The following is a 20,403-nucleotide window of genomic DNA, read 5'->3' as shown; positions in this document are numbered from 1 at the left end:
GCACCGCCCCCGAGGGCGTGGCGAGCCTCGGTGAGAAGGCCGGCGGAATGTTCTCCCCGATCCGTCGAGATGAGTACGCGCGAACCCGCCGCTCAGGAGGCCGCGGGCCGCACCGGGGTCCGGCCACGGGCCAGGAGCCACACCATGGCGGCGAGCGCCGCGACCTGAAGCGGCCAGCCCATCGCGATCTTGAGAATGCCCAGCTCGGCGACCGCGTCGTCCCTGCCGATCAGGTAGACGGGGAGCTGCACCGCCACCCGGACCACGCACGGGATCATCAGCAGCCAGGTGAGCCTGGTGCACAGCCTCACCACGGCCGGATCCGCGCGCCACGCGGTCGGGTCACCGGTGACGGACCCGATGAGGAACCCCACCACCGGCCATCGGGTGACGATGGACAGCAGCATCACCACGGAGTAGCCGGCGTTGTAGAGGATGCCGGGCAGGAAGACGTCCTCCGCCTGGCCGGTGCGGGAGGCGAAGAACGCGCCGATGCCGATGCCGATCAGGCTGTTGATCACGAACTGCGGCGTCGAGCGTCGCACCAGCCGCACGACGAGCAGCAGCACCGCGGCCGAGATACTGACGATCAGGGAGCGCTTCAGGTCGGAGGTGGCGATCCACATGCCGGTGAAGGCGATGGTGGGCACGGCGGCCTCGATGACGCCCCGCACCCCGCCGAACGCCTTGGCAAGCTGGCTGCGGATCGCGGCCTCGACCGTGTCGTGCGCGGCGGTCTCGCCGGTGGTGGTCATCTTCTCGCTCACCGTTCCGTGGTCATCGATCGCTCACGCACCGCCTGCCGGGCGCAGCTCGTATCTGGGGTTGAACATGACTTTTCGCCCATCCTGGATGCTGACCAGCCCTTCGGCCAGCACCAGACGGCCAGGCTCGATGCCCGCGATCTTCCTGCGGCCCAGCCAGATCAGATCGATCACATCGGAACCGTCGTAGAGCTCCGCCTCCAGCGCGGGAGCGCCCCCGCGAGGGCGCAGCGTCACCGTCCGCAGAGTACCGCTCACGCAGAAGCGTCGGCGCCCGCCACACGAGACGATGGGCGTGGCGCCTTGGCGGTCGAGGTCCTGCTGAAGCTCGTCGGCCTCCAGCTCGGCCTGGCCTGCGGTCAGTCGGCGAAAGAAGCCTCGCAGACCGCTCTGTTTATGCGGTTCCTGAGAACCCACGGACCTCTCCTTCACGTACGAGTCGAATCAGCGTACGCGATCCGGCCTCTCAGCGGATCTCCGCGATCTCCGGCCCCCGGTCGAACGGGTTGAGATCGGGCCCCTTGCCCCCTGCGGCCTGCTGCTCCACGGCCTGCCTGGCCTCGGGGGGCAGCCGGAGCTCGATCGCCTCCTTGGGGGCCATCGGCTCGTCGCCGCGTACCACGACTATGTCCCGGACGACACCCTCCAGCGTCTCGGCCACCTCGGCGTCCTGCGCGGCGCGCCCGCTGATCACCGCACGCAGGAACCAGCGCGGCCCGTCCACCCCGATGTAGCGGACCGGCTGCTCGACGCCCTCGGCGGGGATTCTGGCGGCCAGCTCGACACCGAACGCGCCCTCCCGCTCCTCGGCGGTGCCTCCGGCGCTCTTCACCCCCTCGACCAGCTCGGCCCTGACCTCGTCCCAGATCCCGCTCCGCTTGGGCGCCGCGAAGGCGTGCACCTGCAGAGCGCTCTCGTTGAACAGAACCACCGCACCGACGATCTGGTCACCGGCCAGGTTGAGCTGGACCTCGAAACCGGGGCCGACCGGCAGGCGCATGCCTCCGAGGTCGACCCGCTCCCGCTCGGGGTAGGGCTCGTCGGCGTCCCACGGGCCCGACTCCCGCGCCGGGACCTGCGGGGCCTCGTCCACTGCGGCCTTGGCGGCCGGGGACTCCTCACGACGGTGACGTCGGAACATTTTCCTCACGCTCCTTGAAGTTTCGCTGGTAACTCATCCCCCGCCGGATACGACGGCGGGTGGCCTCCGGGGCCGAAGGTGCGCCCAGGTTCCGGATCATCGTCCGCCACCTCCTTCACCTCGTCGGACTCACTCCCTGTCAGCGGCCCGTGGACCCGAACCCGTCCGCGCCTCGCGCCGATCCGGACAACCGGTCCACCTCGAAGAACGCCGCCCTCTCCACCTTCTGGATCACCAACTGCGCGATCCGGTCCCCCCTGCGCAACCGCACGGTGTCCTTGGTGTCGGTGTTGAGCAGCGTCACTCTGATCTCGCCCCGGTATCCCGCGTCCACGGTGCCGGGCGCGTTGACGAGCGTCACGCCGTACCTGGCGGCCAGGCCCGAGCGCGGGTGGACGAACGCGGCATACCCATCAGGCAGGGCGATCGCCAGCCCGGTGCCGACCACGGCCCGCTCTCCGGGGAGGAGTTCGACGTCCTCGGCGGCGTGCAGGTCGGCGCCCGCGTCGCCCGGGTGGGCGTACGACGGCGGCGGCAGGTCGGCGTCGAGCCGGTGGATCGGCACCTCGACGGTGTGGGTCACGGGTTCACCTCGTACTCGTGGTGCTCGTCGATGATCGCCTGGGCGTCACCGTGCTCGGCGAAGTGCTCCATGCCCACCTCGATGAAGAGCGCTGCGGCCCGCACGGCGACCGGGCCGTCCGGGGAACCGATACGGCCCTCAGCCTCAAGGTACGCCTTCCTGCCCGACATGCCGTTGCACCAGGCGCGCATGTGCAGGACGGTACCGACCGGAACCGGGGCGAGATAGTCGGTCTCCAGCCTCGCGGTGACGTAGGGGCGCTGGAAGAGCCAGACCAGCATGCCGATGACCTCGTCCATCGCCGTGGCGAGCACGCCGCCGTGCGCCAGGCCCGGCGCACCCTGGTGTGCCGTTCCCACGGTGAACGTGGCGATCACCGTGATCCCGTCGGGGGTGACGGCGGTCAGCCGCAGGCCGGTCGGGTGGTCCTCACCGCAGCCGAAACAGCGGCTGTAGTGGGAACCGAGGGCGGCGCCGGGGGCGGGCCCGCCAGGGAGTGGCCGTGGCAGGACGGCATCTGGCGGAGGGGTGGTCAAGGTGGAACGAGTCACGGGGCAGAACGTTACTCCCTGGGCTGCGGTGATTCCTCATCCACCGGTTTTCCCGCCTCCGCCGCAGGCCCCGCCCCGCCCGCCTTGGGCCCCGCCCCGCCCGCCTCGCCGGGATCGGGATGCGGCGAGGCCGGTGGCAGGGCGAGCGGTTCGTCACTGCTGAGCTCGGGCAGCGCCCGGTAGATCACGGCGGCCACCGGCACCGCCACCGCGGCCCCGGCGATACCCGCCAGGATGCCGCCCACGGCCAGCACCAGGATGATCGCCAGTGGGTGGAAGTGGAGCACCCTGCCGACGATCAGCGGCTGGAGTACGTGGTTCTCCAGCTGCTGCTCCACGATCAGGATGCCGATGAAGATCAGAGCATAGATCGGCCCCTTGGCACCGAGGGTGACCAGGGTGGCCACGGCACCGGCGAAGAAGATGCCGACGATGGGGATGAAGCTGGCCAGGAAGATCAGTACCGCGAGCGCCGCCCAGAGCGGCACCCCCATCCCGGCGAGCACGATGCCCATGACCACGCCGTGCACGGCGGCCACCGCGACCGTGCCCTGCACGTAGTGCGAGAGCGTCACCCAGGCGGTCCGCCCGGCCCTGTCGACGCGCGGCGCGACCTCGCCGAACCCCTTCAGGAACCACGACCAGATCCGGTCGCCGTCCTTGAGCATGAAGAAGGTCACGAACAGCAGCAGCACGATGGAGGCCAGCACCTCCAGCGCCACCGTGGCGCCGGTGAGGACCGTCTGGGTGATCTCGTTGCGCTGGTTGGTCATCTGCTTGCCGATCTCGTCGACCCAGCTGCTGATCTGGGTCGGCTGCAGATGCAGGGGCCCGGTGTAGAGCCAGTTCTCGACGTCCTTGGCCGTCTGGCGCACCTGGTCGACGAGGCCGGGGAACTCCTCGTTGGCACGCGCCCCGATGATCCAGCCGGTGCCGCCGAGCACGGCGAGCGCGATGATCATGGTGACCCAGGTGGCGTAGATGGGCCGCATGCCCATCGCGCGAAGCCGCCTGGTGACCGGGAACAGCAGCGCGGTCAGCAGGAGCGCGATGGCCACCGGCAGCATCACGATGCGCAACGTCGCGATGAACTGGGCGAAGTAGAAGACGGCCCAGCCGATGATGATCAGGCAGAGGCTCCACATCGCGAGACGCAGCAACGTACGAGGTACCAGGTTCGTCAGGCGCTCCCGATCTGATATCACACCTTCCAGACTGTCACGCCGGGAAGGAAAACGCGCGAGGGTTGTCGCTCTGACACGAGGAGGAGTGGCCCGGCCACCCGGCCGGGCCACCCGGTGTGCTGTCGGGGATCGGCGCCCGCCCGGTCAGGGGCCGGCGCTCACCCGGCTGGATTCAGCGCTCACCCGGCGGGCGGGAGATCACCCTGTCCTCGAGGTAGCAGCTGCAGTTGCCACATCCTGGCGGCATGCCTGTCCTCCCCTCACCTGTCCTGCCTCGACCGTACGGCAGGATCCCCCGACGGAAAGGACAGATTCGCGTGCGCGCCGTCTCCTCGCTCTCCTGGCGGCCGGAGCGTACGGCTTCCAGGCCGCCCCGGCATGGGCACGGTCACCGTTCTGTCATGCCTCGCCATGGCTTCACGCGATATGGCGCTCGGGGAGACTAGTGTTCTTGATGCGGACAGAAAACGGGAGGACCACATGGCCGACAAGAGCGAGAAGCAGGACATGGCGTGGCGAGCCATCGGTGGCCTGCTCGGCCTCGTCACCGCCTGGAGCGCCAAGAAGGTCATCGGGTTCGCCTGGGAGAAGAGCACCGGTAAGAAGCCGCCCGCCGACAGCGAGTCGCCGGACATCAGCCTCGGCGAGGCGATCGGCTACGCCGTGGTGATGGGGGTCGGCATGCAGGTGGCGCAGATCGTGGTCGCCCGCAGCGCCAAGAAGCGCTACGACGCGTGGAAATCCCTGAAGGGGGCGGCCAAGGACGCCACCGGCTGACGGCCGGCGAACGCCGCGGACCCGCCCCCGGCCCCGCCGGGGGCGGCTAAAGAGCCTGGCGACGGGTCAGGACGACTCGAGCGAGGTGAGAAACTCCCTCGCCCAGCGGTCCACGTCATAGGTGGACACCCTCCGGCGCAGTGAGCGCATCCGGCGCGACAGGTCGTGCGGGGTCGCCCGCATCGCGGTCAGCATGATCCGCTTGAGGCCGTCGACGTCGTAGGGATTGACCATGAACGCCTGACGCAGCTCGTCGGCCGCCCCGGCGAACTCGCTGAGCACCAGCGCGCCGCGCAGGTCGTTGCGGCAGGCGACGTACTCCTTGGCGACCAGGTTCATCCCGTCACGCAACGGTGTGACCATCATCACATCCGCCGCGAGATAGAGCGCGGCGAGCTCGTCGCGGCCGTACGACTGGTGCAGGTACTGCACGGGCTGCTGCCCGAGCTCTCCCTGCTCGCCGTTGATCCGCCCGACCTGGAGCTCGATCGAGTCGCGCAGCCGCATGTACTCCTCGACCCGCTCCCGGCTCGGCGTGGCGATCTGCACGAACGCCGCCTCGCCCGGTTTGATCGTTTTCTCCGCGAGCAGTTCCCCGAACGCCTTCAGGCGCTGGCCGATGCCCTTGGTGTAGTCGAGCCTGTCGACGCCGAGCAGTATGCACTCGGGGTCGCCCAGTTCCCTGCGGATCTCCCTGGCCCTGGAGATGATGTGCGGCTCACGGACCAGCGAGTCGAGCTCGCCGAAGTCGACGGAGATGGGGAAGGCCCCGGCACGCACCACCCGGCCGTCCACGTAGATCTCGTGCTTGTGGTGCTGGAGGCCGAGCAGGTGGCGGCAGAGCCGGATGAAGTTGGACGCGCCGCCGGGACGCTGGAAGCCGACCATGTCCGCGCCGAGCAGTCCCTCCAGGATCTCGCGCCGCCACGGGAGCTGGACGAACAGCTCTATCGGCGGGAAGGGGATGTGCAGGAAGAAACCGATGCGCAGGTCGGGGCGGAGCTTGCGCAGCATGGCCGGGACCAGCTGGAGCTGGTAGTCCTGGATCCACACGACCGCGTTCTCCGCGGCCTCCTCGGCGGCGGCCTGGGCGAAGCGCTCGTTGACCACGCGGTAGGAGTCCCAGGTGACCCGCGAGTAGATGGGGGTGGCGACCACGTCGTGGTAAAGGGGCCAGAGTGTGGCGTTGGAGAAACCCTCGTAGTAGAGCTCGACCTCGTGCTCGGACAGCGGGACGGGGACGAGTTGCATGCCGTCGTGCTCGAAGGGTTCGAGCTGTTCGCCGGGGGCCCCGTGCCAGCCGATCCAGGCCCCTTCCCTGCGCTGCAGGACCGGGGCGATCGCGGTGACGAGGCCGCCGGGGCTGCGCCGCCACATGTCCTCCCCCACCCGGTCGACGGGGAGACGATTGGCGACGATCACGAACGTACTGCGGCCCGGCACAAATTCCTCCAGGTAGTCGGGGGCTTACTGAATTAACTACCCGTTTGAGGAGTTTCTATGGCTTTCCAGGTGGAAGGGCACGATGAACCCTCAGATCACTCCGTACCATCTCGCCGAGCTTCTTCGTGGCGGCGCGGTTGAGGACCCCTCCCGCCACGGCGCCGGTGAGGAAGGGACCCAAGGTGGTGAGGTGGCGCCCGAGAGTGCGCATCAGCCTGTTGCGCAGGGCGGTCCTGGTCGCGGTGCCGAGCGCGACGGTCATCGTTCCCGGGGACATGGGGTCGACACCGCGCTGTCTGGACCAGGCCGCCGCGAAGGCCATGGCCCGCTGGGAACCGTTGCCGGGCACCTGCATCCCGTACACCTCATGAAGCTCGGCGATGAGCTTGACCTCGATCGCGGCGACGACGAGGGTCTCGGCCACGAGCTGGGCGGGGGCGGAGAGCAGCAGGGGTGGGGCGGCGAACTCGGCCGCGGCGACGGCCCCGCCGATGGCTCCGACCGTCATGGTGGCCTTGGCCGCGGTGCGCACCAGGTCGTCGGCCAGCGCCTCGGCGGTGAGGCCGTGGTGGTGCTCGGAGAGGGTGTGCAGGTCCCGGATGGGAATGCGGGGCGCCACGGCCATGAACACGTCGGTCAGCCAGCGGCCCCGGCCCGCCCCCGACTCCCTGGCCTTCTTCGCCCTCCGGGTCAGTGCTTTCGTGAGGCGGCCGAGCAGCTTTCGCCGCTCGGCCCCATCCATGTCACCCGGCTCCGCAAGCCGGCCGACGATCTCAGCCACCTCCCGATCAGGCGCGCCGTCCGACTCCTCGGCAGTGGAGTCGTCCGGCGCCGCGTCGGTCCGCCTGTTCTCTGACGTCATGTCTCGGAACCTCCTCAAGGCTGTCCTGGGCCCCTATCCCATGGCTGGAAGAGCACACCCCGAACAGGCCATCGGAATTATCGTCAAGCCGCGCATTCCCGGCATATCTGCTGACCGTTCTTCTCAACGGCGAGCTGACTGCGGTGGTGCACCAAGAAGCAGCGCGCGCAGGTGAACTCGTCGGCCTGACGAGGAATCACCCGGAGCGAGAGCTCCTCGTTTGACAGGTCCGCGCCCGGCAGTTCGAGCGACTCGGCGAGATCCGTCTCGTCGATGTCGATGCTGCCCGAGGACTTGTCGGTACGGCGGGCCTGCAGTTCCTGAAGACTGTCCTCACTGAGGTCGTCGTCGGTCTTGCGTGGGCTGTCGTAATCGGTAGCCATCGGTCTGCTCCATCCCCCTCATCTATCTGTGTGCGCTCACTCGCGCGTGTGTAACGTTCGAGAGGCACGACTTGTGCCCGATCTGCCGACGAGATTCCTGCTTCGGTACCCTGCCGGAATGGTCACTGAACCTCCCTACACGTGAGGGACGTACTGCCAATGGCCACGGTTAGCCAAATATGGCGTAAACCACAGCATCGGCGGCATGCACCACCGTGTTCGACGGCACATCCAACCACATGTACGGCGTGAACGAGACGCCCCCCGCCGGATCAGCGCGCCTGAAGTCGCACGGTGACCACCAGACCTCCTCCGTCCCTGGGGATGGCGGTCACGTTGCCCCCATGAGCCCGCACCACCGCGCGGACGATGGAAAGCCCGAGCCCCGCGCCCTTGTCGGAGTCGACCCGGTCGGCGTTGAGCCGCCGGAACGGCTCGAAAAGACTGTTCACCTCGTACGCGGGGACATGCGGCCCCGTGTTGGCCACCTGAACAATCAGCGCACCCTCCACCATTCCCGTCCTGACCCACAGACGTCCGGACTCGGGGAGGTTGTGCTTGATGGCGTTCTCCACCAGGTTGGCCACGCAGCGCTCCAGGAGCACCGGATCACCGACGGTCTCGGCACCGCGGAGCTCGGTGATCACGGTGACCCCGGCCCCCGCGGCCCGCGTGGCGAGCTGGTCGACGGCCGTCTCGGCCACGTCCTTCATGTCCACCGGCTTGCGCACGCTCAGCTCGCGCTCGCTCCGCGCCAGCAGCAGCAGTCCCTCGATCAGGCGTTCGTTGCGGGCGTTGACCTCCAGGAGGGTGCGGCCCAGTGCCTTGAGATCGCCCGACGCCTCCGGGTCGCCCAGCGCGATCTCCAGGACCGTCCGGTTGATCGTCAGCGGGGTGCGGAGCTCGTGCGAGGCGTTGGCCACGAATCTTCGCTGTGTGTCGAAGGCCACATTGAGCCTGGTGAGCATCTCGTCGAAGGTGTCGGCCAGTTCCTTCAGCTCGTCGTCGGGCCCCTTGAGATCGATCCGCTCGTGGGCGAGCGTGGAGCCCGACAGCTTGCGGGCCGTGGCGGTCATCTGCTGGATCGGCTTGAGCGCCCGGTCGGCGACGATGTAGCCGATGATGACCGCCAGGATGCCGACCCCCAGCAGGGCCAGCAGCGAGCGGGCCAGCAGTTCCTTCTGCGCTCCGGCGATCGCGGCGTGCTGGTACCAGTACCACTGCTGCTCGTACCGGCGCGCCTGGTCGGGGGGCATCACCCCGTTCAGGTCGAGCGGGAACTGCGGCCACACGTCGTTGAGCGCCCAGCCCACCATCAGGTAGATCACGACCATGAGCAGGGCACCCGCGGTGAAGAACAGCGTCGCGTAGGTGATGGTCAGCCGCCAGCGGATGCTGACCCGGTCCACGATCGCCTGCAGCCGGCTCAGCAGGGTGTGATCGGTCGGCGCCGTGCCCGCCGGGGGCGGACCGTCCCACGCGGGCGGGCCGGTCGGCGGCGGGGGCTGCTCGCCCGGCTTCCCCTCCTTCTCCGGCGGTCCCGACGCGAGCTGCTCGCTCTTCCAGGCGCCCCGCTCGGAGTGCGGGCTGATCATCGGGTGGGTCGGCACGGACCCCCGGTCCTCGTCCGCAGGGACGAACGTGGGACGTTCCTCTCCCCCGCCTGCCGGAGCGCTCACAACCTGTACCCGACCCCTGGCACCGTCTCGATCACCTGGGGCTCGCCCAGTTTCTTTCTCAGCGTCATCATGGTGACGCGCACCACGTTGGTGAACGGGTCGATGTTCTCGTCCCACGCCTTGTCCAGCAGGTCCTCCTGACTGACGACCGCGCCCTCGGCGCGCATCAGCTCCTCCAGGACCGCGAACTCCTTCTTGGTGAGCGCGATCTCCGCGCCGTCCCTGGTCACCAGCCGTTTGCCCGGATCCAGGCGGACCCCCGCCCGCTCCAGCACCGGCGGCAGCGCCGGGGCGGAGCGGCGGCCGAGCGCCCGCACCCGCGCGACGAGCTCGATGAACACGAAGGGCTTGGCCAGATAGTCGTCGGCGCCCAGCCCCAGCCCCTCCACCTTGTCGTCGACGTCGCCCGAGGCGGTCAGCATGAGGATCCGCGACGCGGTACGGGAGGCCACCAGCCGGCGGCAGACCTCGTCACCGTGGACCTTGGGCAGGTCCCGGTCCAGGACGATGACGTCGTAGTCGATGTAGCCCGTCCGCTCCAGCGCTCCGGCGCCGTCGTAGGCCACGTCCACGGCCATCGCCTCGCGCCGGAGCCCGGTCGCGATCGCGTCGGCGAGCACCCGCTCGTCCTCGACCACAAGCACTCGCACGGCTTATGGCACCTCCCGTCACATTCCATGAGCAGCCGCTGGAACGGCCCCTCATTCTCACCCCATCCCCTGTAAGCACACGGTAAGGCCCTCCCAGGGGTAGACACTCCGTGTGATGTCGGAAACACACAGGTTTAGCCACTGGGCCACTGTGGGTACAGCCGGTTCCAGTCTCTATCGCGGTACCTTCCGCCCCCATGCGCCCGTGAGAAAGAAGGTGAGATGGGCGAGTTCACCACCACAATCGAACACCGCCTCGACCAGGCATACAGGAATCTGCAGGAGGCCAGGTCCTCCGGCGACGACTACCTCGCCGACACCTTCACCGCCGAGATCGAGGATCTCCAGCGTCTGGCCACAGACAACGGCGTTCCCATTCAGCGCTGATGGGAGGGAGCCCCCCGGCCATCTTGGCCGGGGGGCTCTTTCGTGCCCGTACCGCTTCGTGCCCGTACCGCGAAGGCCCGGAGTCGAGGCCTCAGGCGTCGCGCTCCGGATCCAGCGGGAGCAGCAGGTCGTGCAGTTCCTCGAACAGGCCGGGCGCCGCGCACAGGACGAGGCCGGGATTGGCCGGCTTGCCGGCCAATCCACCGAGCCTGGCCCCCGCCTCCTGGGCGATGAGGCCGCCGGCCCCGTAGTCCCAGACGTTCGGGCCGCGCTCGTAGTAGCCGTCCACCCGGCCCGCCGCCACCGAGCAGAGGTCCGCGGCCGCCGATCCACCCCTGCGGATGTCACGTACCCGCGGCACCACGTGACGGAGCACCTCCGCCTGCACCTCGCGCCGCCCGCTCTCATAGCCGAATCCGGTGGCGATCAGTGCCCGTTCCAGCGGCACACCGGTGTTGCAGCGCAGCCGCTCCCCCGCCAGCCACGCGCCCTCGCCCCTGACGGCGGTGAACACCTCTCCGCGGGGCACGACGTTGACCACCCCCGCGATCACCTCGCCGTCCACCTCGACCGCGATGCTGACCGCCCACTCGGGCAGCCCGTACAGGAAGTTGACGGTCCCGTCGATCGGGTCGACGATCCAGCGGACCCTGCCGTCGCCGGTGGAGCCGCCCTCCTCGCCGAGGATCGCGTCGCCGGGCCTGACCGCCCTGATCCTGTTGCGGATCAGCTCCTCCGAGGCCCGGTCGAGGGCTGTCACCACGTCGGTGGGGCTGGATTTGGTGACCAGCACCTCGGGACGGGGTGGACGCTTGGCCAGAAGCATCTCACCGGCCTCCCTGGCCATCTCCTCCGCCAGCCTGCCGAAGGTCACGGCACTGTCGTCCACGATCCCCTCACCACTCCTCACTCGCTTCACCGGGCTCACGAACCGGTGATCTCCTCCGCCGGCCGGCCGGTCACGGCACCGTCCACGATTCCTCCATCGGGCTCACGACAGCGACTCAGGGCGTTTCCACTCGCGGCCGAGGACATGCTGGTCCAGGAAGGCCAGCACGGTCTCGTACCAGACAACCGCGTTGCCCGGCTTGAGCACCCAGTGGTTCTCGTCGGGAAAGTACAGGAACTTCGACTCCACGTCGGAGCGCTGCAGGTCCCACCAGAGGCGCAGCGCCTCGCCGATGGGGACCCGGTAGTCCTTGTCACCGTGGATGACCAGCATCGGGGTGGAGATGTTCCCCAGCGACCGGTGCGGAGAGAGCTTCGCGTACAGCCCGGTGCCCGGGGCTCCGAACTCGCGCTGCCAGTACATCGACGCGTCGGTGGTGCCGGCGAACTGGTCGAGGTTCCAGAGCGAGGCGTGGGTGACGATCGCACTGAACCTGTCGGTGTGCCCGGCGACCCAGTTGGCCATGTAGCCGCCGAACGAGCCGCCCATGGCGGCGGTCCTGGTGGCGTCGACCTCGGGCAGTTCCAACGCGGCGTCGGTGATCGCCATCAGGTCGGCGTGGGTGCGCGGGCCCCAGTTGGCCCAGCCGCGCCGGATCATCTCCGGTCCGTACCCCGTGGACATGCACGGGTCGGGAAGCAGCACGGCGTAACCGTTCTGGGCCATGATCCACGGGTTCCAGCGCCAGGACCAGTCGTTCCAGCTGCCCAGCGGGCCGCCGTGGATCCACAGCAGGATCGGCGCGGGGTTCTTCGCCGAGGCTCCCTCGGGCAGCGCCAGCCAGGCCCTGATCTCCGCGCCGTCGTCGGCGGTCGCGGTCACCTCGGTGAGCCTGCCGGGCAGCACCAGCTCGGGGGCGGGAGAGGGCAGCCTTTCGACGGTGCCGTCCGCGGCCACCCTGACCGGGGCCGCGGGCGCGTCCACCGCGCCGCGCAGTGCGTAGACGGTGCCGTCGGGCGCGACGTTGAGCGAGGCGTACGCGGCGTCGTCACCGGTGAGCCGCTCCGGCGCGGAACCGTCGGCCGGGACCAGGAAGATCGGGCGGCGGCCGTGATGGTCGGCGGCCATGAACAGCGAGCGGGAGTCGGGAGCCCAGACGATGTCGGACGGCCAGAGCTCCCCGCCCGCGGGGTGGCCCTCACCGGTGGCCAGATCGACGATCCACAGAGTGCTCTCGGGGATGTGCTCGATGTCTGCGTGGTTGCTCCGGACGCACGCGACCAGGCGTCCGTCGGGAGAGATTCTGATCGGCCCGTCGAAGTCGTGGCCGTCATCGGCGGCGAGGACCCGCCGGGCACCGCCGTTGGCCGCCTCGATGGCGACCAGCTCGAAACGGAGCTCACCGTGCGGCATCGAGACACCCCAGGTGGCCACGACCGTGGAACCGTCCGGCGTCACGTCGTAGGCGCTGTGGCTCGCCAAGGCCTTGCCCGGCTGGGGGGTGAGATCCCTGACCTCGGTCAGCCGTTCCTCCTCGCCCAGCGTGCCCGCGAACAGCCGGGGCTCGCCAGGGCCGAGGTCGTGATCCCAGTAACGCACCGGGTAGCTCTCGTGCAGGATCGCACTGATCCCCGCCTCCTTGCGCGTCTTGCGCCGCTCGGCCTCCCCCGCCTCGTCGCCCGGGAGCACGTCGGAGCAGAAGACCACGGTCTGCCCGCCGATCGCGAACCCGGCGACACCCCCCGGTCTGGATGCGATCTGCCGGGCCTCTCCTCCCGCCGCGGGCAGCAGCCAGAGCGCCGGAACCTCCTCGTCGGCGTCCTTGACCGTCGGGTCGGGCCGGCGCGAGCCGAAGAGCAGATCACCACGCTGGGTGAACTCGGCCCCGGCCTCGCCCTTGACCGATCTGGTCAGCCGGTGCGGCCGTCGGCCGTCGAGCGGGATCTCCCAAAGGGAGGTTCCATAGGATCTGCCATCGGGGTTGAGCGCCTGCACCACGCTGACCAGGCGCGTTCCATCGGGGGATAGCCGCAGGGATGCCACCCGCGGCACGCCGACATAATCGCGGATGTCGTTAAATGGGGTCACAGTTTCGAACCTACCCCGGCTACCGTCTTCGGACATGCCCCCAAACACGCATCCACAAATGTTGTTGATGACGAACTACGCATGGTGACCATGCGAGAGAACGCCCCGGCATGCGGTTTGATGAAGACCATGGGGAATTACGACGCACTCCTCGTCGTCTCGTTCGGGGGTCCCGAGAAGCCTGACGACGTGATGCCGTTCCTGGAGAACGTGGTGCGGGGCCGCGAGATCCCGCGCGAGCGGCTGCTGGAGGTCGAGGCGCACTACCAGCGCTTCGGCGGGGCCAGCCCGATCAACCAGCAGTGCCGCGACCTGATCGCGGCCGTGGCACCGACCATCGATCTTCCGATCTACTGGGGCAACCGCAACTGGCATCCCTATCTGGAGGACACACTCCGCGAGATGGCGGCCGACGGCGTGCGCAGGGCGGCGGCCTTCGTCACCTCGGCCTACAGCTCCTACTCCGGCTGCCGGCAGTACATCGACGACATCGCGCTGGCCAGGGCCGCGGTCGAGGGTGCCCCCGAGGTGGTCAAGCTCCGGCACTACTTCGACCACCCGGGCTTCATCGCGGCGATGGCCGACCACACCCGCGAGGCGCTGGACCGGCTGCCCGACGGGCTCGGCGACTCCGCCCGGCTGGTCTTCACGGCGCACAGCATTCCGATCTCGATGGCCGAGACGGCCGGCGAGAGCGGCGGGGCGTACGAGGCTCAGCTGCGCCGCGCGGCCACGCTGGTCACCGCGGAGCTGGGTGGCGACAGGGCGTGGGACCTGGTCTGGCAGAGCCGGAGCGGCGCCCCTCACATTCCGTGGCTGGAGCCCGACGTCTGCGACCATCTGCTGGAGGTCGACGCCCAGGCGGTGGTGCTGGTGCCGATCGGTTTCGTCTCCGACCACATGGAGGTCGTCTACGACCTCGACGTGGAGGCCGCGGAGACGGCGAGAAAGATCGGCCTGCCGCTGGTCAGGGCGGCCACGGCCGGTACCCACCCCCGGTTCGTCTCGATGATCTCGGAGCTGCTCGCCGAGCCCGAGCCCGTCGCGTGCTCGGCCACCTGCTGCCCGGCGCCGCCGCGCCGCCGCGGGTAGGGCGCCGGGTGCCTCAGGGGTAGGCGGCGGCATAGCCGCGGGAGATGGCCAGGACCTTGGAAACGTAGGACCAGGAGTGGTTGTAGAACCAGATGGCCTTCTCCAGCTTCTTGCCGCCCTGGGCCGCTCCGTTGGCGCACAGGTAGTTGGCCGCCGAGGGGACCGCGTCGTAGGGGCTCCAGATGTCGGCGACGCCGTCGCCGTCGCCGTCCACGCCGTAGGCCTTCCAGGTGGCGGGCATGAACTGCATCGGTCCCTGCGCCCCCGCGGAGGAGGGGCCGTTGTTGCGCCCGTGGGAGCTCTCCACCTGGCCGATCGCGGCCAGCACCGTCCAGGAGAGCCCCGGGCAGACCTCGGCCGAGGCGCGATAGAGCTCCAGGTAACTGCCGGGTCTGCCGACCGTCACCCGGGCCGCCTTCGCGGGCTTGCCGGTGCCGGTCTTCGCCGGGGCCGCCTTGTCCGCGGTGGCCTTGTCCGTAATGACCTTGCCCGTGCCGGATCCACCGACGGCGACCACCTGGGAGCCTGAGCCGAGCAGCCTGCCCACCCGGGCCTTGAGAACGGCGGTGGCCTTCTCGGGCCCGTGCACGAGCAGCGCCACCCCCGGCGGCAGGCCCAGCCTGCGGCCGGTCTCCTCCCCCACGATGCCGTCCACGCCCGGCAGGCCGAAGGTGGCCGAGGCCGCGGCCCGCAGCCGGGGACCGTCGTCCACCTGGTACTCCGCACCGAGGACCAGTCCCAGGCGGCGCGCCGCCGAGCTGTCCGCGACGAACTCGCCCCTGGCCAGGGCGCTCCACACCCCCTGCTGGTCGGCGACGGCCCTGGGGACCCACGCCCGGAAACGGGCGGGATCAACCGCGAGGAGGTTGAGTCCGACCCCGGACACCTTGACCGCCCCGCCGTCGAAGGAGTCGACCTTCTGGACGTACTTCAGCCGGGAGATGTCCTCCTTGGTCTGCTCGGTCAGCGTCGACGGGGATATGACCAGCAGCCGGGGCGGGGTGGAGGTGAACCCCGGGCCGTCCGCCCCTTGGGGGCCGGGGGGCGCGGACGGCTGCGAGGCCGGGGTCTCCGGGGCGGTCTCCACACCCGCGGGGTCGCCCGGGCCGGCGCTCTCGCGGTCCGAGCCTGCCGGGTCTGCCGTGGTCGGCGGGGTCGGCGGGGTCGGCGGGGTCGGCGGCTGGCTGACCACCGGCGCGATCGCCGCCAGGTCCCGGATGCGGGACTCCATGACGATGTTCTCGTCCGGGGCCGCGGGACGGCCGCCGGTGATCACCGCGAGCGCGACGCCACCGAGAGCGACAAGTACGGCCAGAGCAACCATCACTGGGATGAATGCCCTCAACCCGGGAAGACGTGACACCGCGCTCACGTTAGCCTCAACGGACCCCGCCGGGAGCCGTTGCCTGGAAAATCACTTGCCGAGCAGCGATCCTGTGCGGAATCGTCGGCATGTTCCACCCACATAGAGCATCAGGGAGTGTCAGTGGTCGGGCCGTACCGAGGGCTCTTCAGCACTCCCGGCGTCAAGGGTTTCGTCATCGCGGGATTCTTCGGGCGGATGCCCATGTCGATGCTCGGCATCGGCATCGTGCTGCTCATCGAGGCGCTCACCGACTCCTACGCGACGGCGGGAGCGGTCGCGGCCACCGTCAGCGTCTCCTACGCCGTCGCGGCCCCCCTGTCGGGACGCCTGGTGGACAGGTTCGGCCAGGCCAGGATAGTCATCCCGCTCACGCTGGCGCACGGCGCCACGCTGACCGGCCTGATGCTCTGCGCCGAGTTCGGCGCCCCCCGGTGGACGCTCTTCGCCACCGGGATCGCGGTCGGCGCGACCGCGCTCTCGCTCGGCTCGCTCGTGCGCGCCCGCTGGTCGCACCTGCTGGGCGGGACGGCCAGGCTGCACACGGCGTTCTCCTTCGAGTCGGTCGCCGACGAGGTCATCTTCGTCGCGGGCCCGGCGCTGGTCACCGCCCTGGCCACCATGATCAACCCATACGCGGGCCTGATCGTGGCTCTGACCTGCACGATCGTGGGCACCATCGCCTTCGGGCTGCAGCGTGGCACGGAGCCACCCGTCCGTCCCAGGGAAGAGCGCTCGGGCACCCCGATCACCATCCCCGGCGTCGCCCTGATGTCATGCGCCTTCCTGGCGATGGGGGCGGTGTTCGGCTCGGTCGACCTGGTCACGGTGGCGTTCGCCGAGGAACAGGGCGCCAAACCCGCCGCCGGACTGCTGCTCGCCTCGTTCGCCGGCGGGAGCCTGGTCTCCGGGCTCTGGTACGGCGCGCGGCAGTGGACCGTCTCGCTGCGCGGCAGGTTCATCGGCTCGCTGGCGGTGTTCGCCGTGGGCCTGACCCCGATCACGCTCATCGGCGACGTCAGGGTCATGGCGGGCGCGCTCTTCCTGGCCGGGCTGGCCATCTCCCCGACCGTCATCACCGGCTACAGCCTGACCGAGCAGCTGGTCCCCGCCCATCTGCTCACCGAGGGCATGGCCTGGATCTCGACCTCGGTCGGGTTCGGCGTGGCGATCGGCGCGTGGGCGGGCGGCAGGCTCACCGACGCGTTCGGCGCCTCCAACGCCTACGGATTCTCCTTCGCCTGCGCCCTGCTGGCCGTGGCGATCGGCGTCGGCGGCTCCGCCTGGCTGCGAACCCCTGTCGCCCAGCAGCAATCATGAGTATTGTTCATATTCGCTGGCGGAGCGAGTGACGAACCGGCGGTAACCCGCGTCCCAGGGGCGTCGACGCCCACGACAGGACCGGGTGACGCCCGCAGGGCAGGAGTGAACATGGGCGAGACCTTCCGCAACTGGGCAGGGAACCAATCCGCCACCCCCACGGAGGTCCGTACGCCGTCCTGTGCCGAGGAGGTCTCGCGGGCGGTGCGCGACGCCGTCGCCTCGGGACGCCAGGTGCGGATGACCGGCACCGGGCACTCGTTCACCTCGGTCGCCCTGACCGACGGCATCCTGCTGCGGCCGGACGCGCTGACCGGGATCCGCGAGGTGGGAGACGGCTGGGTGACGGCCGAGGCGGGGACGACGATCGGCGTGCTCAACGGGGAGCTGCACCAAAGGGGTCTGGCCCTGGCCAACATGGGCGACATCGACGCCCAGACCCTGGCCGGGGCCATCCAGACCGGCACCCACGGCACCGGCAGGGACGTCGGCGGACTGGCCGACCAGGTGCTGGCCCTGGAGATGGTGCTCGCCGACGGCGAGATCGTCACAGTCCGCGGCGACGGCGAGGGGAAGATCCGCGGGGTGGCCGAGCAGGACCTGTTCGACGCGGCCAGGGTGGGCCTGGGCGCACTCGGCGTGCTGACCGCGGTGACCTTCCGGGTGGAGCCCTCCTTCCTGCTGCGCAGCGTCCGGGAGCCGATGGCGCTGTCCTCGATCCTGGACTCCCTCGACTCCCTCGTCACCGGCAACGAGCACCTCGACTTCTTCTGGATGCCGCACACGGACACCTGCCTGACCAAGCGCAACAACCGCAGCCCCGGCCCGGCCCGGCCGCCGAGCGCGCTGCGGTACTGGCTCGACAACCACTTCATGGAGAACACCCTGTTCGGCGCGGTGTGCGGCATCGGTGGCCGCTACCCGGGCGCCATCCCCCGGCTCAACGCGCTCTCGGCCGCGACGCTGTCGGCCTCGACCCACACCGACGCCTCGCATCGGATCTTCACGAGCGTGCGCCAGGTGCGCTTCCTGGAGATGGAGTACGCCATCGCGCGCGAGCACCTCGGTCAGGCCCTGCGCGAGGTCCGCGACCTGATGGAGGTCAGGGACTGGAAGATCAGTTTCCCGATCGAGGTGCGAGTCACCCCCGCCTCGGACGCCTGGCTGTCCACCGCCTACGGCAGGGACTCGGCCTACATCGCCTGCCACGTCTACCGGCCGACCCCGAACCCCGCCTACTTCGAGGGCGTTGAGGAGATCATGACGAGGCTCGGCGGCCGCCCGCACTGGGGCAAGCTGCACACCCGCGACGCGGCCTACCTGACGACGGTCTATCCCCGGTTCGCCGACTTCCTGATGGTGCGGGACGCCCTCGACCCCGGACGCGCGTTCGCCAACGAGTATCTCGACACCGTCCTGGGCTGAGGGGCCACCGGGACGGCCCCGTTCCCCCGATTCGGCCGCTTCTCACAAGCTTTCGGTAAAGGGTGACGCAAAGGCTCGCTCGAAGAGTGACGCGTCCGCGTGTCCCGTCGTTCCCCCGGCGCGTGCGACGGGCAGATTCGCAGACGCCCGCGCCGCTCGACCCCGAGGGAGTCCGCTGGAGATGACCTTCTCCCGCCGTCCATGCCAGCCGCCGTCGCGATCCGTCGTCACGGACCGCGACGACCGGCCCCCGAACAACGCCGCGATCGCGACATACCCTCCCCGGACCGGCGGACCGGCCTCACCGCCATCTCCCGGTTCTTGGTGGAAGTCCGCAGCGGTTCACGGAGTTATCCGTGAGAATCCCCTGAGGACCCCGAAGTTGCTGCTCCAGACCGGCGCCCTGTAATTAGATGAATGGAGCAAATGTGACCGGCGTCACATCGCTGCGAGCCCCATCCAGGAAGGCGATGTTCGGACATGCCGGGTACGGTGCTGGCAGGCAACCGGCACACGCGAGAGACTCAAGGGTCCGGGGGAAGATTGAGCACGACGACGAAGGGACTCGCATGCAGGAGCTCCGACTCGTCGCGGTGAGTGAGGACGGGACCTATCTCGTGCTGGCGACAGCCGGCCGGGGTACCCGGTTCACGCTGCCCGTCGACGACCGGCTCCGTGCTGCCGTCCGCGGCAACTTCTCCCGTCTCGGCCAGTACGAGATCGAAGTGGAGAGTCCGTTGCGCCCCAAGGAGATCCAGGCCCGGATCCGTGCCGGCGAGACCGCGGAGGAGATCGCCAATACGGCGGGCATCCCGGTCGAGCGCGTGCGGTGGTTCGAGGGCCCCGTGCTCCAGGAACGTGAGTACATGGCACAGCAGGCGCAGCGCTGCGCCGTACGCCTGCCCGGCGACTCCGCTCCCGGTCCCACCCTCGGCGATCTGGTCGCCGAGCGGCTGACCCGCCGCGGCGTCCCCGCCGACGAGATCGAGTGGGACTCCGCCAAGCGGGACGACAACATGTGGCGCATCAAGCTCGGGTTCGTGTGGAACGGTCACACGCGCAACGCCGAGTGGCTCTTCGACCCGCGCCGGCGCCACATCACGCCCCACGACGACGAGGCCCTGCGCCTGTCCAGCGGAGAGGACGTCAAGCCGGTCGAGGACACCACGGTCACGCCGTTCGTGCCGCGGGTGGCCAAGCTCGCTCCGGTGCCGCCGCTGGCTCCCGAACCGCCGAACCAGCAGCCGGTCGCCTTCCCCTCGGTCCTGCGGCACGAGCCCGTGGCACAACCCCGGCCCGCCTACGCCCAGACCGAACCACCGGCCGCCTACCAGCAGCCGCCCATGCCTCCACTCCCCCCCGGATACGAGGCCCCGCGGGTGTCCGTGCCGCCGCTGCGCGCTCCCGACCCGGCCGGATACCAGTCCGACCGAGCACCGGAGCCCGCCGTTCCCGCGGCCGAGGGCTCCGATCCCGCCGCGCGGGTCAGGCCTCCGGAGCCGGTGCCGCCGAAGCCGGTCACCGCGTACGAGCCGGTCTCACCGGCGGTGTACGAGCCCGCCGCGCCGGAACCCGCCGCGTACGAGCCGCCGCCCGCCCCGGAGCCGGAGCCCGCGGCACCCGTCGCGCCACAGCCCGTTGCCACTGTCCAGCCCCCTGTGACGGCGGCCGAGCCGGCTCCGGTCGGGCCGCTCTCGGTCGGCGCGCCGGAGCCGGCGCCCGCCACGGCGCGGGAATCGGTCACCGGACCCGACCTGCCTTTGCGCATGCCCATCAGCAGAGAGCGTGCTATCCGAGTCTTCTAAGCTCTGAACCTATGGCG

At 69.8% G+C, this 20,403-nt stretch carries 20 protein-coding genes; 6 read left to right on the top strand and 14 right to left on the bottom strand.

Annotated features, from left to right (window positions below):
• Positions 1-92: 92 nt before the first annotated feature.
• From ABT130_RS42075 to ABT130_RS42050, 6 genes are all read right to left on the bottom strand, one after another.
• The gene (locus tag ABT130_RS42075; RefSeq protein WP_350917826.1) at positions 93-755 is read right to left on the bottom strand and encodes a DUF3159 domain-containing protein; all 663 of its coding nucleotides are present in this window, start codon (positions 753-755) and stop codon (positions 93-95) included.
• Between the two features lie 33 nt (positions 756-788).
• A complete protein-coding gene (locus ABT130_RS42070; RefSeq protein WP_030914810.1) occupies positions 789-1,181 on the bottom strand; it encodes an OB-fold nucleic acid binding domain-containing protein in 393 nt (130 codons plus the stop codon).
• A gap of 49 nt (positions 1,182-1,230) precedes the next feature.
• Positions 1,231-1,905 (bottom strand): DUF3710 domain-containing protein, encoded by a 675-nt coding sequence (locus tag ABT130_RS42065; protein ID WP_350917427.1) that lies wholly within the window; start codon positions 1,903-1,905, stop codon positions 1,231-1,233.
• A gap of 139 nt (positions 1,906-2,044) precedes the next feature.
• Positions 2,045-2,488, bottom strand: coding sequence for a dUTP diphosphatase (gene dut, locus ABT130_RS42060; RefSeq protein ID WP_350965363.1), 444 nt, complete (start codon positions 2,486-2,488; stop codon positions 2,045-2,047).
• Positions 2,485-3,039: a PaaI family thioesterase gene (locus ABT130_RS42055; protein ID WP_350917433.1), complete on the bottom strand. Its 555-nt coding sequence runs from the start codon at positions 3,037-3,039 to the stop codon at positions 2,485-2,487. The genes dut and ABT130_RS42055 overlap by 4 nt, the downstream gene beginning before the upstream one ends.
• 11 nt (positions 3,040-3,050) lie before the next feature.
• On the bottom strand, positions 3,051-4,244 hold the full coding sequence (locus ABT130_RS42050) for an AI-2E family transporter (RefSeq protein WP_350965361.1): 1,194 nt from the start codon (positions 4,242-4,244) through the stop codon (positions 3,051-3,053).
• 459 nt (positions 4,245-4,703) lie between these two features.
• On the opposite strand from ABT130_RS42050, the gene ABT130_RS42045 reads away from it, so the two are divergent.
• Positions 4,704-5,000: a DUF4235 domain-containing protein gene (locus ABT130_RS42045; protein WP_350917439.1), complete on the top strand. Its 297-nt coding sequence runs from the start codon at positions 4,704-4,706 to the stop codon at positions 4,998-5,000.
• 66 nt (positions 5,001-5,066) lie between these two features.
• On the opposite strand, the gene ABT130_RS42040 is transcribed toward ABT130_RS42045, so the two are convergent.
• The 5 genes from ABT130_RS42040 to ABT130_RS42020 form a co-directional block, all read right to left on the bottom strand.
• A complete protein-coding gene (locus ABT130_RS42040; RefSeq protein WP_350917442.1) occupies positions 5,067-6,443 on the bottom strand; it encodes an alpha,alpha-trehalose-phosphate synthase (UDP-forming) in 1,377 nt (458 codons plus the stop codon).
• Between the two features lie 55 nt (positions 6,444-6,498).
• Positions 6,499-7,305, bottom strand: a complete 807-nt coding sequence (locus tag ABT130_RS42035) for a hypothetical protein (protein ID WP_350965360.1) — start codon at positions 7,303-7,305, stop codon at positions 6,499-6,501.
• Positions 7,306-7,388: 83 nt separating this feature from the next.
• Positions 7,389-7,688, bottom strand: a complete 300-nt coding sequence (locus tag ABT130_RS42030) for a DUF4193 domain-containing protein (RefSeq protein WP_030914836.1) — start codon at positions 7,686-7,688, stop codon at positions 7,389-7,391.
• 272 nt (positions 7,689-7,960) lie between these two features.
• Positions 7,961-9,283: a sensor histidine kinase gene (locus ABT130_RS42025; RefSeq protein WP_350965366.1), complete on the bottom strand. Its 1,323-nt coding sequence runs from the start codon at positions 9,281-9,283 to the stop codon at positions 7,961-7,963.
• A gap of 80 nt (positions 9,284-9,363) precedes the next feature.
• Positions 9,364-10,017, bottom strand: a complete 654-nt coding sequence (locus ABT130_RS42020; RefSeq protein ID WP_350917449.1) for a response regulator transcription factor — start codon at positions 10,015-10,017, stop codon at positions 9,364-9,366.
• A gap of 222 nt (positions 10,018-10,239) precedes the next feature.
• Here ABT130_RS42020 and ABT130_RS42015 point away from each other — a divergent pair, with 222 nt between their 5' ends.
• A complete protein-coding gene (locus ABT130_RS42015; RefSeq protein ID WP_169750159.1) occupies positions 10,240-10,404 on the top strand; it encodes a hypothetical protein in 165 nt (54 codons plus the stop codon).
• Between the two features lie 91 nt (positions 10,405-10,495).
• On the opposite strand, the gene ABT130_RS42010 is transcribed toward ABT130_RS42015, so the two are convergent.
• Positions 10,496-11,251, bottom strand: a complete 756-nt coding sequence (locus ABT130_RS42010) for an inositol monophosphatase family protein (protein WP_350965365.1) — start codon at positions 11,249-11,251, stop codon at positions 10,496-10,498.
• A 144-nt stretch (positions 11,252-11,395) separates the two neighbouring features.
• A complete protein-coding gene (locus tag ABT130_RS42005) occupies positions 11,396-13,417 on the bottom strand; it encodes a S9 family peptidase (protein ID WP_350965358.1) in 2,022 nt (673 codons plus the stop codon).
• A gap of 93 nt (positions 13,418-13,510) precedes the next feature.
• Between ABT130_RS42005 and ABT130_RS42000 the strand changes: the two genes are divergently transcribed.
• The gene (locus tag ABT130_RS42000) at positions 13,511-14,473 is read left to right on the top strand and encodes a ferrochelatase (protein WP_350965356.1); all 963 of its coding nucleotides are present in this window, start codon (positions 13,511-13,513) and stop codon (positions 14,471-14,473) included.
• A gap of 13 nt (positions 14,474-14,486) precedes the next feature.
• On the opposite strand, the gene ABT130_RS41995 is transcribed toward ABT130_RS42000, so the two are convergent.
• The gene (locus tag ABT130_RS41995; protein ID WP_350965354.1) at positions 14,487-15,797 is read right to left on the bottom strand and encodes a lytic murein transglycosylase; all 1,311 of its coding nucleotides are present in this window, start codon (positions 15,795-15,797) and stop codon (positions 14,487-14,489) included.
• 156 nt (positions 15,798-15,953) lie between these two features.
• Here ABT130_RS41995 and ABT130_RS41990 point away from each other — a divergent pair, with 156 nt between their 5' ends.
• From ABT130_RS41990 to sepH, 3 genes are all read left to right on the top strand, one after another.
• Complete coding sequence (locus ABT130_RS41990; RefSeq protein ID WP_350965353.1) at positions 15,954-17,156, top strand: MFS transporter; 1,203 nt, start codon at positions 15,954-15,956, stop codon at positions 17,154-17,156.
• A 111-nt stretch (positions 17,157-17,267) separates the two neighbouring features.
• Complete coding sequence (locus ABT130_RS41985) at positions 17,268-18,581, top strand: D-arabinono-1,4-lactone oxidase (RefSeq protein WP_350965351.1); 1,314 nt, start codon at positions 17,268-17,270, stop codon at positions 18,579-18,581.
• 569 nt (positions 18,582-19,150) lie between these two features.
• Positions 19,151-20,386 carry a septation protein SepH gene (gene sepH / locus ABT130_RS41980; RefSeq protein WP_350965349.1) on the top strand — a complete coding sequence of 412 codons (1,236 nt, stop codon included), beginning with the start codon at positions 19,151-19,153 and terminating at the stop codon, positions 20,384-20,386.
• Positions 20,387-20,403 lie beyond the last annotated feature (17 nt).

Origin of the sequence: Streptosporangium sp. NPDC001681, from assembly GCF_040298085.1 — a bacterium.
Lineage (GTDB): Bacteria > Actinomycetota > Actinomycetes > Streptosporangiales > Streptosporangiaceae > Streptosporangium.
The sequence above is the reverse complement of the archived record's forward strand: the minus strand, read 5'-3'. Positions and strand labels throughout refer to the sequence as shown.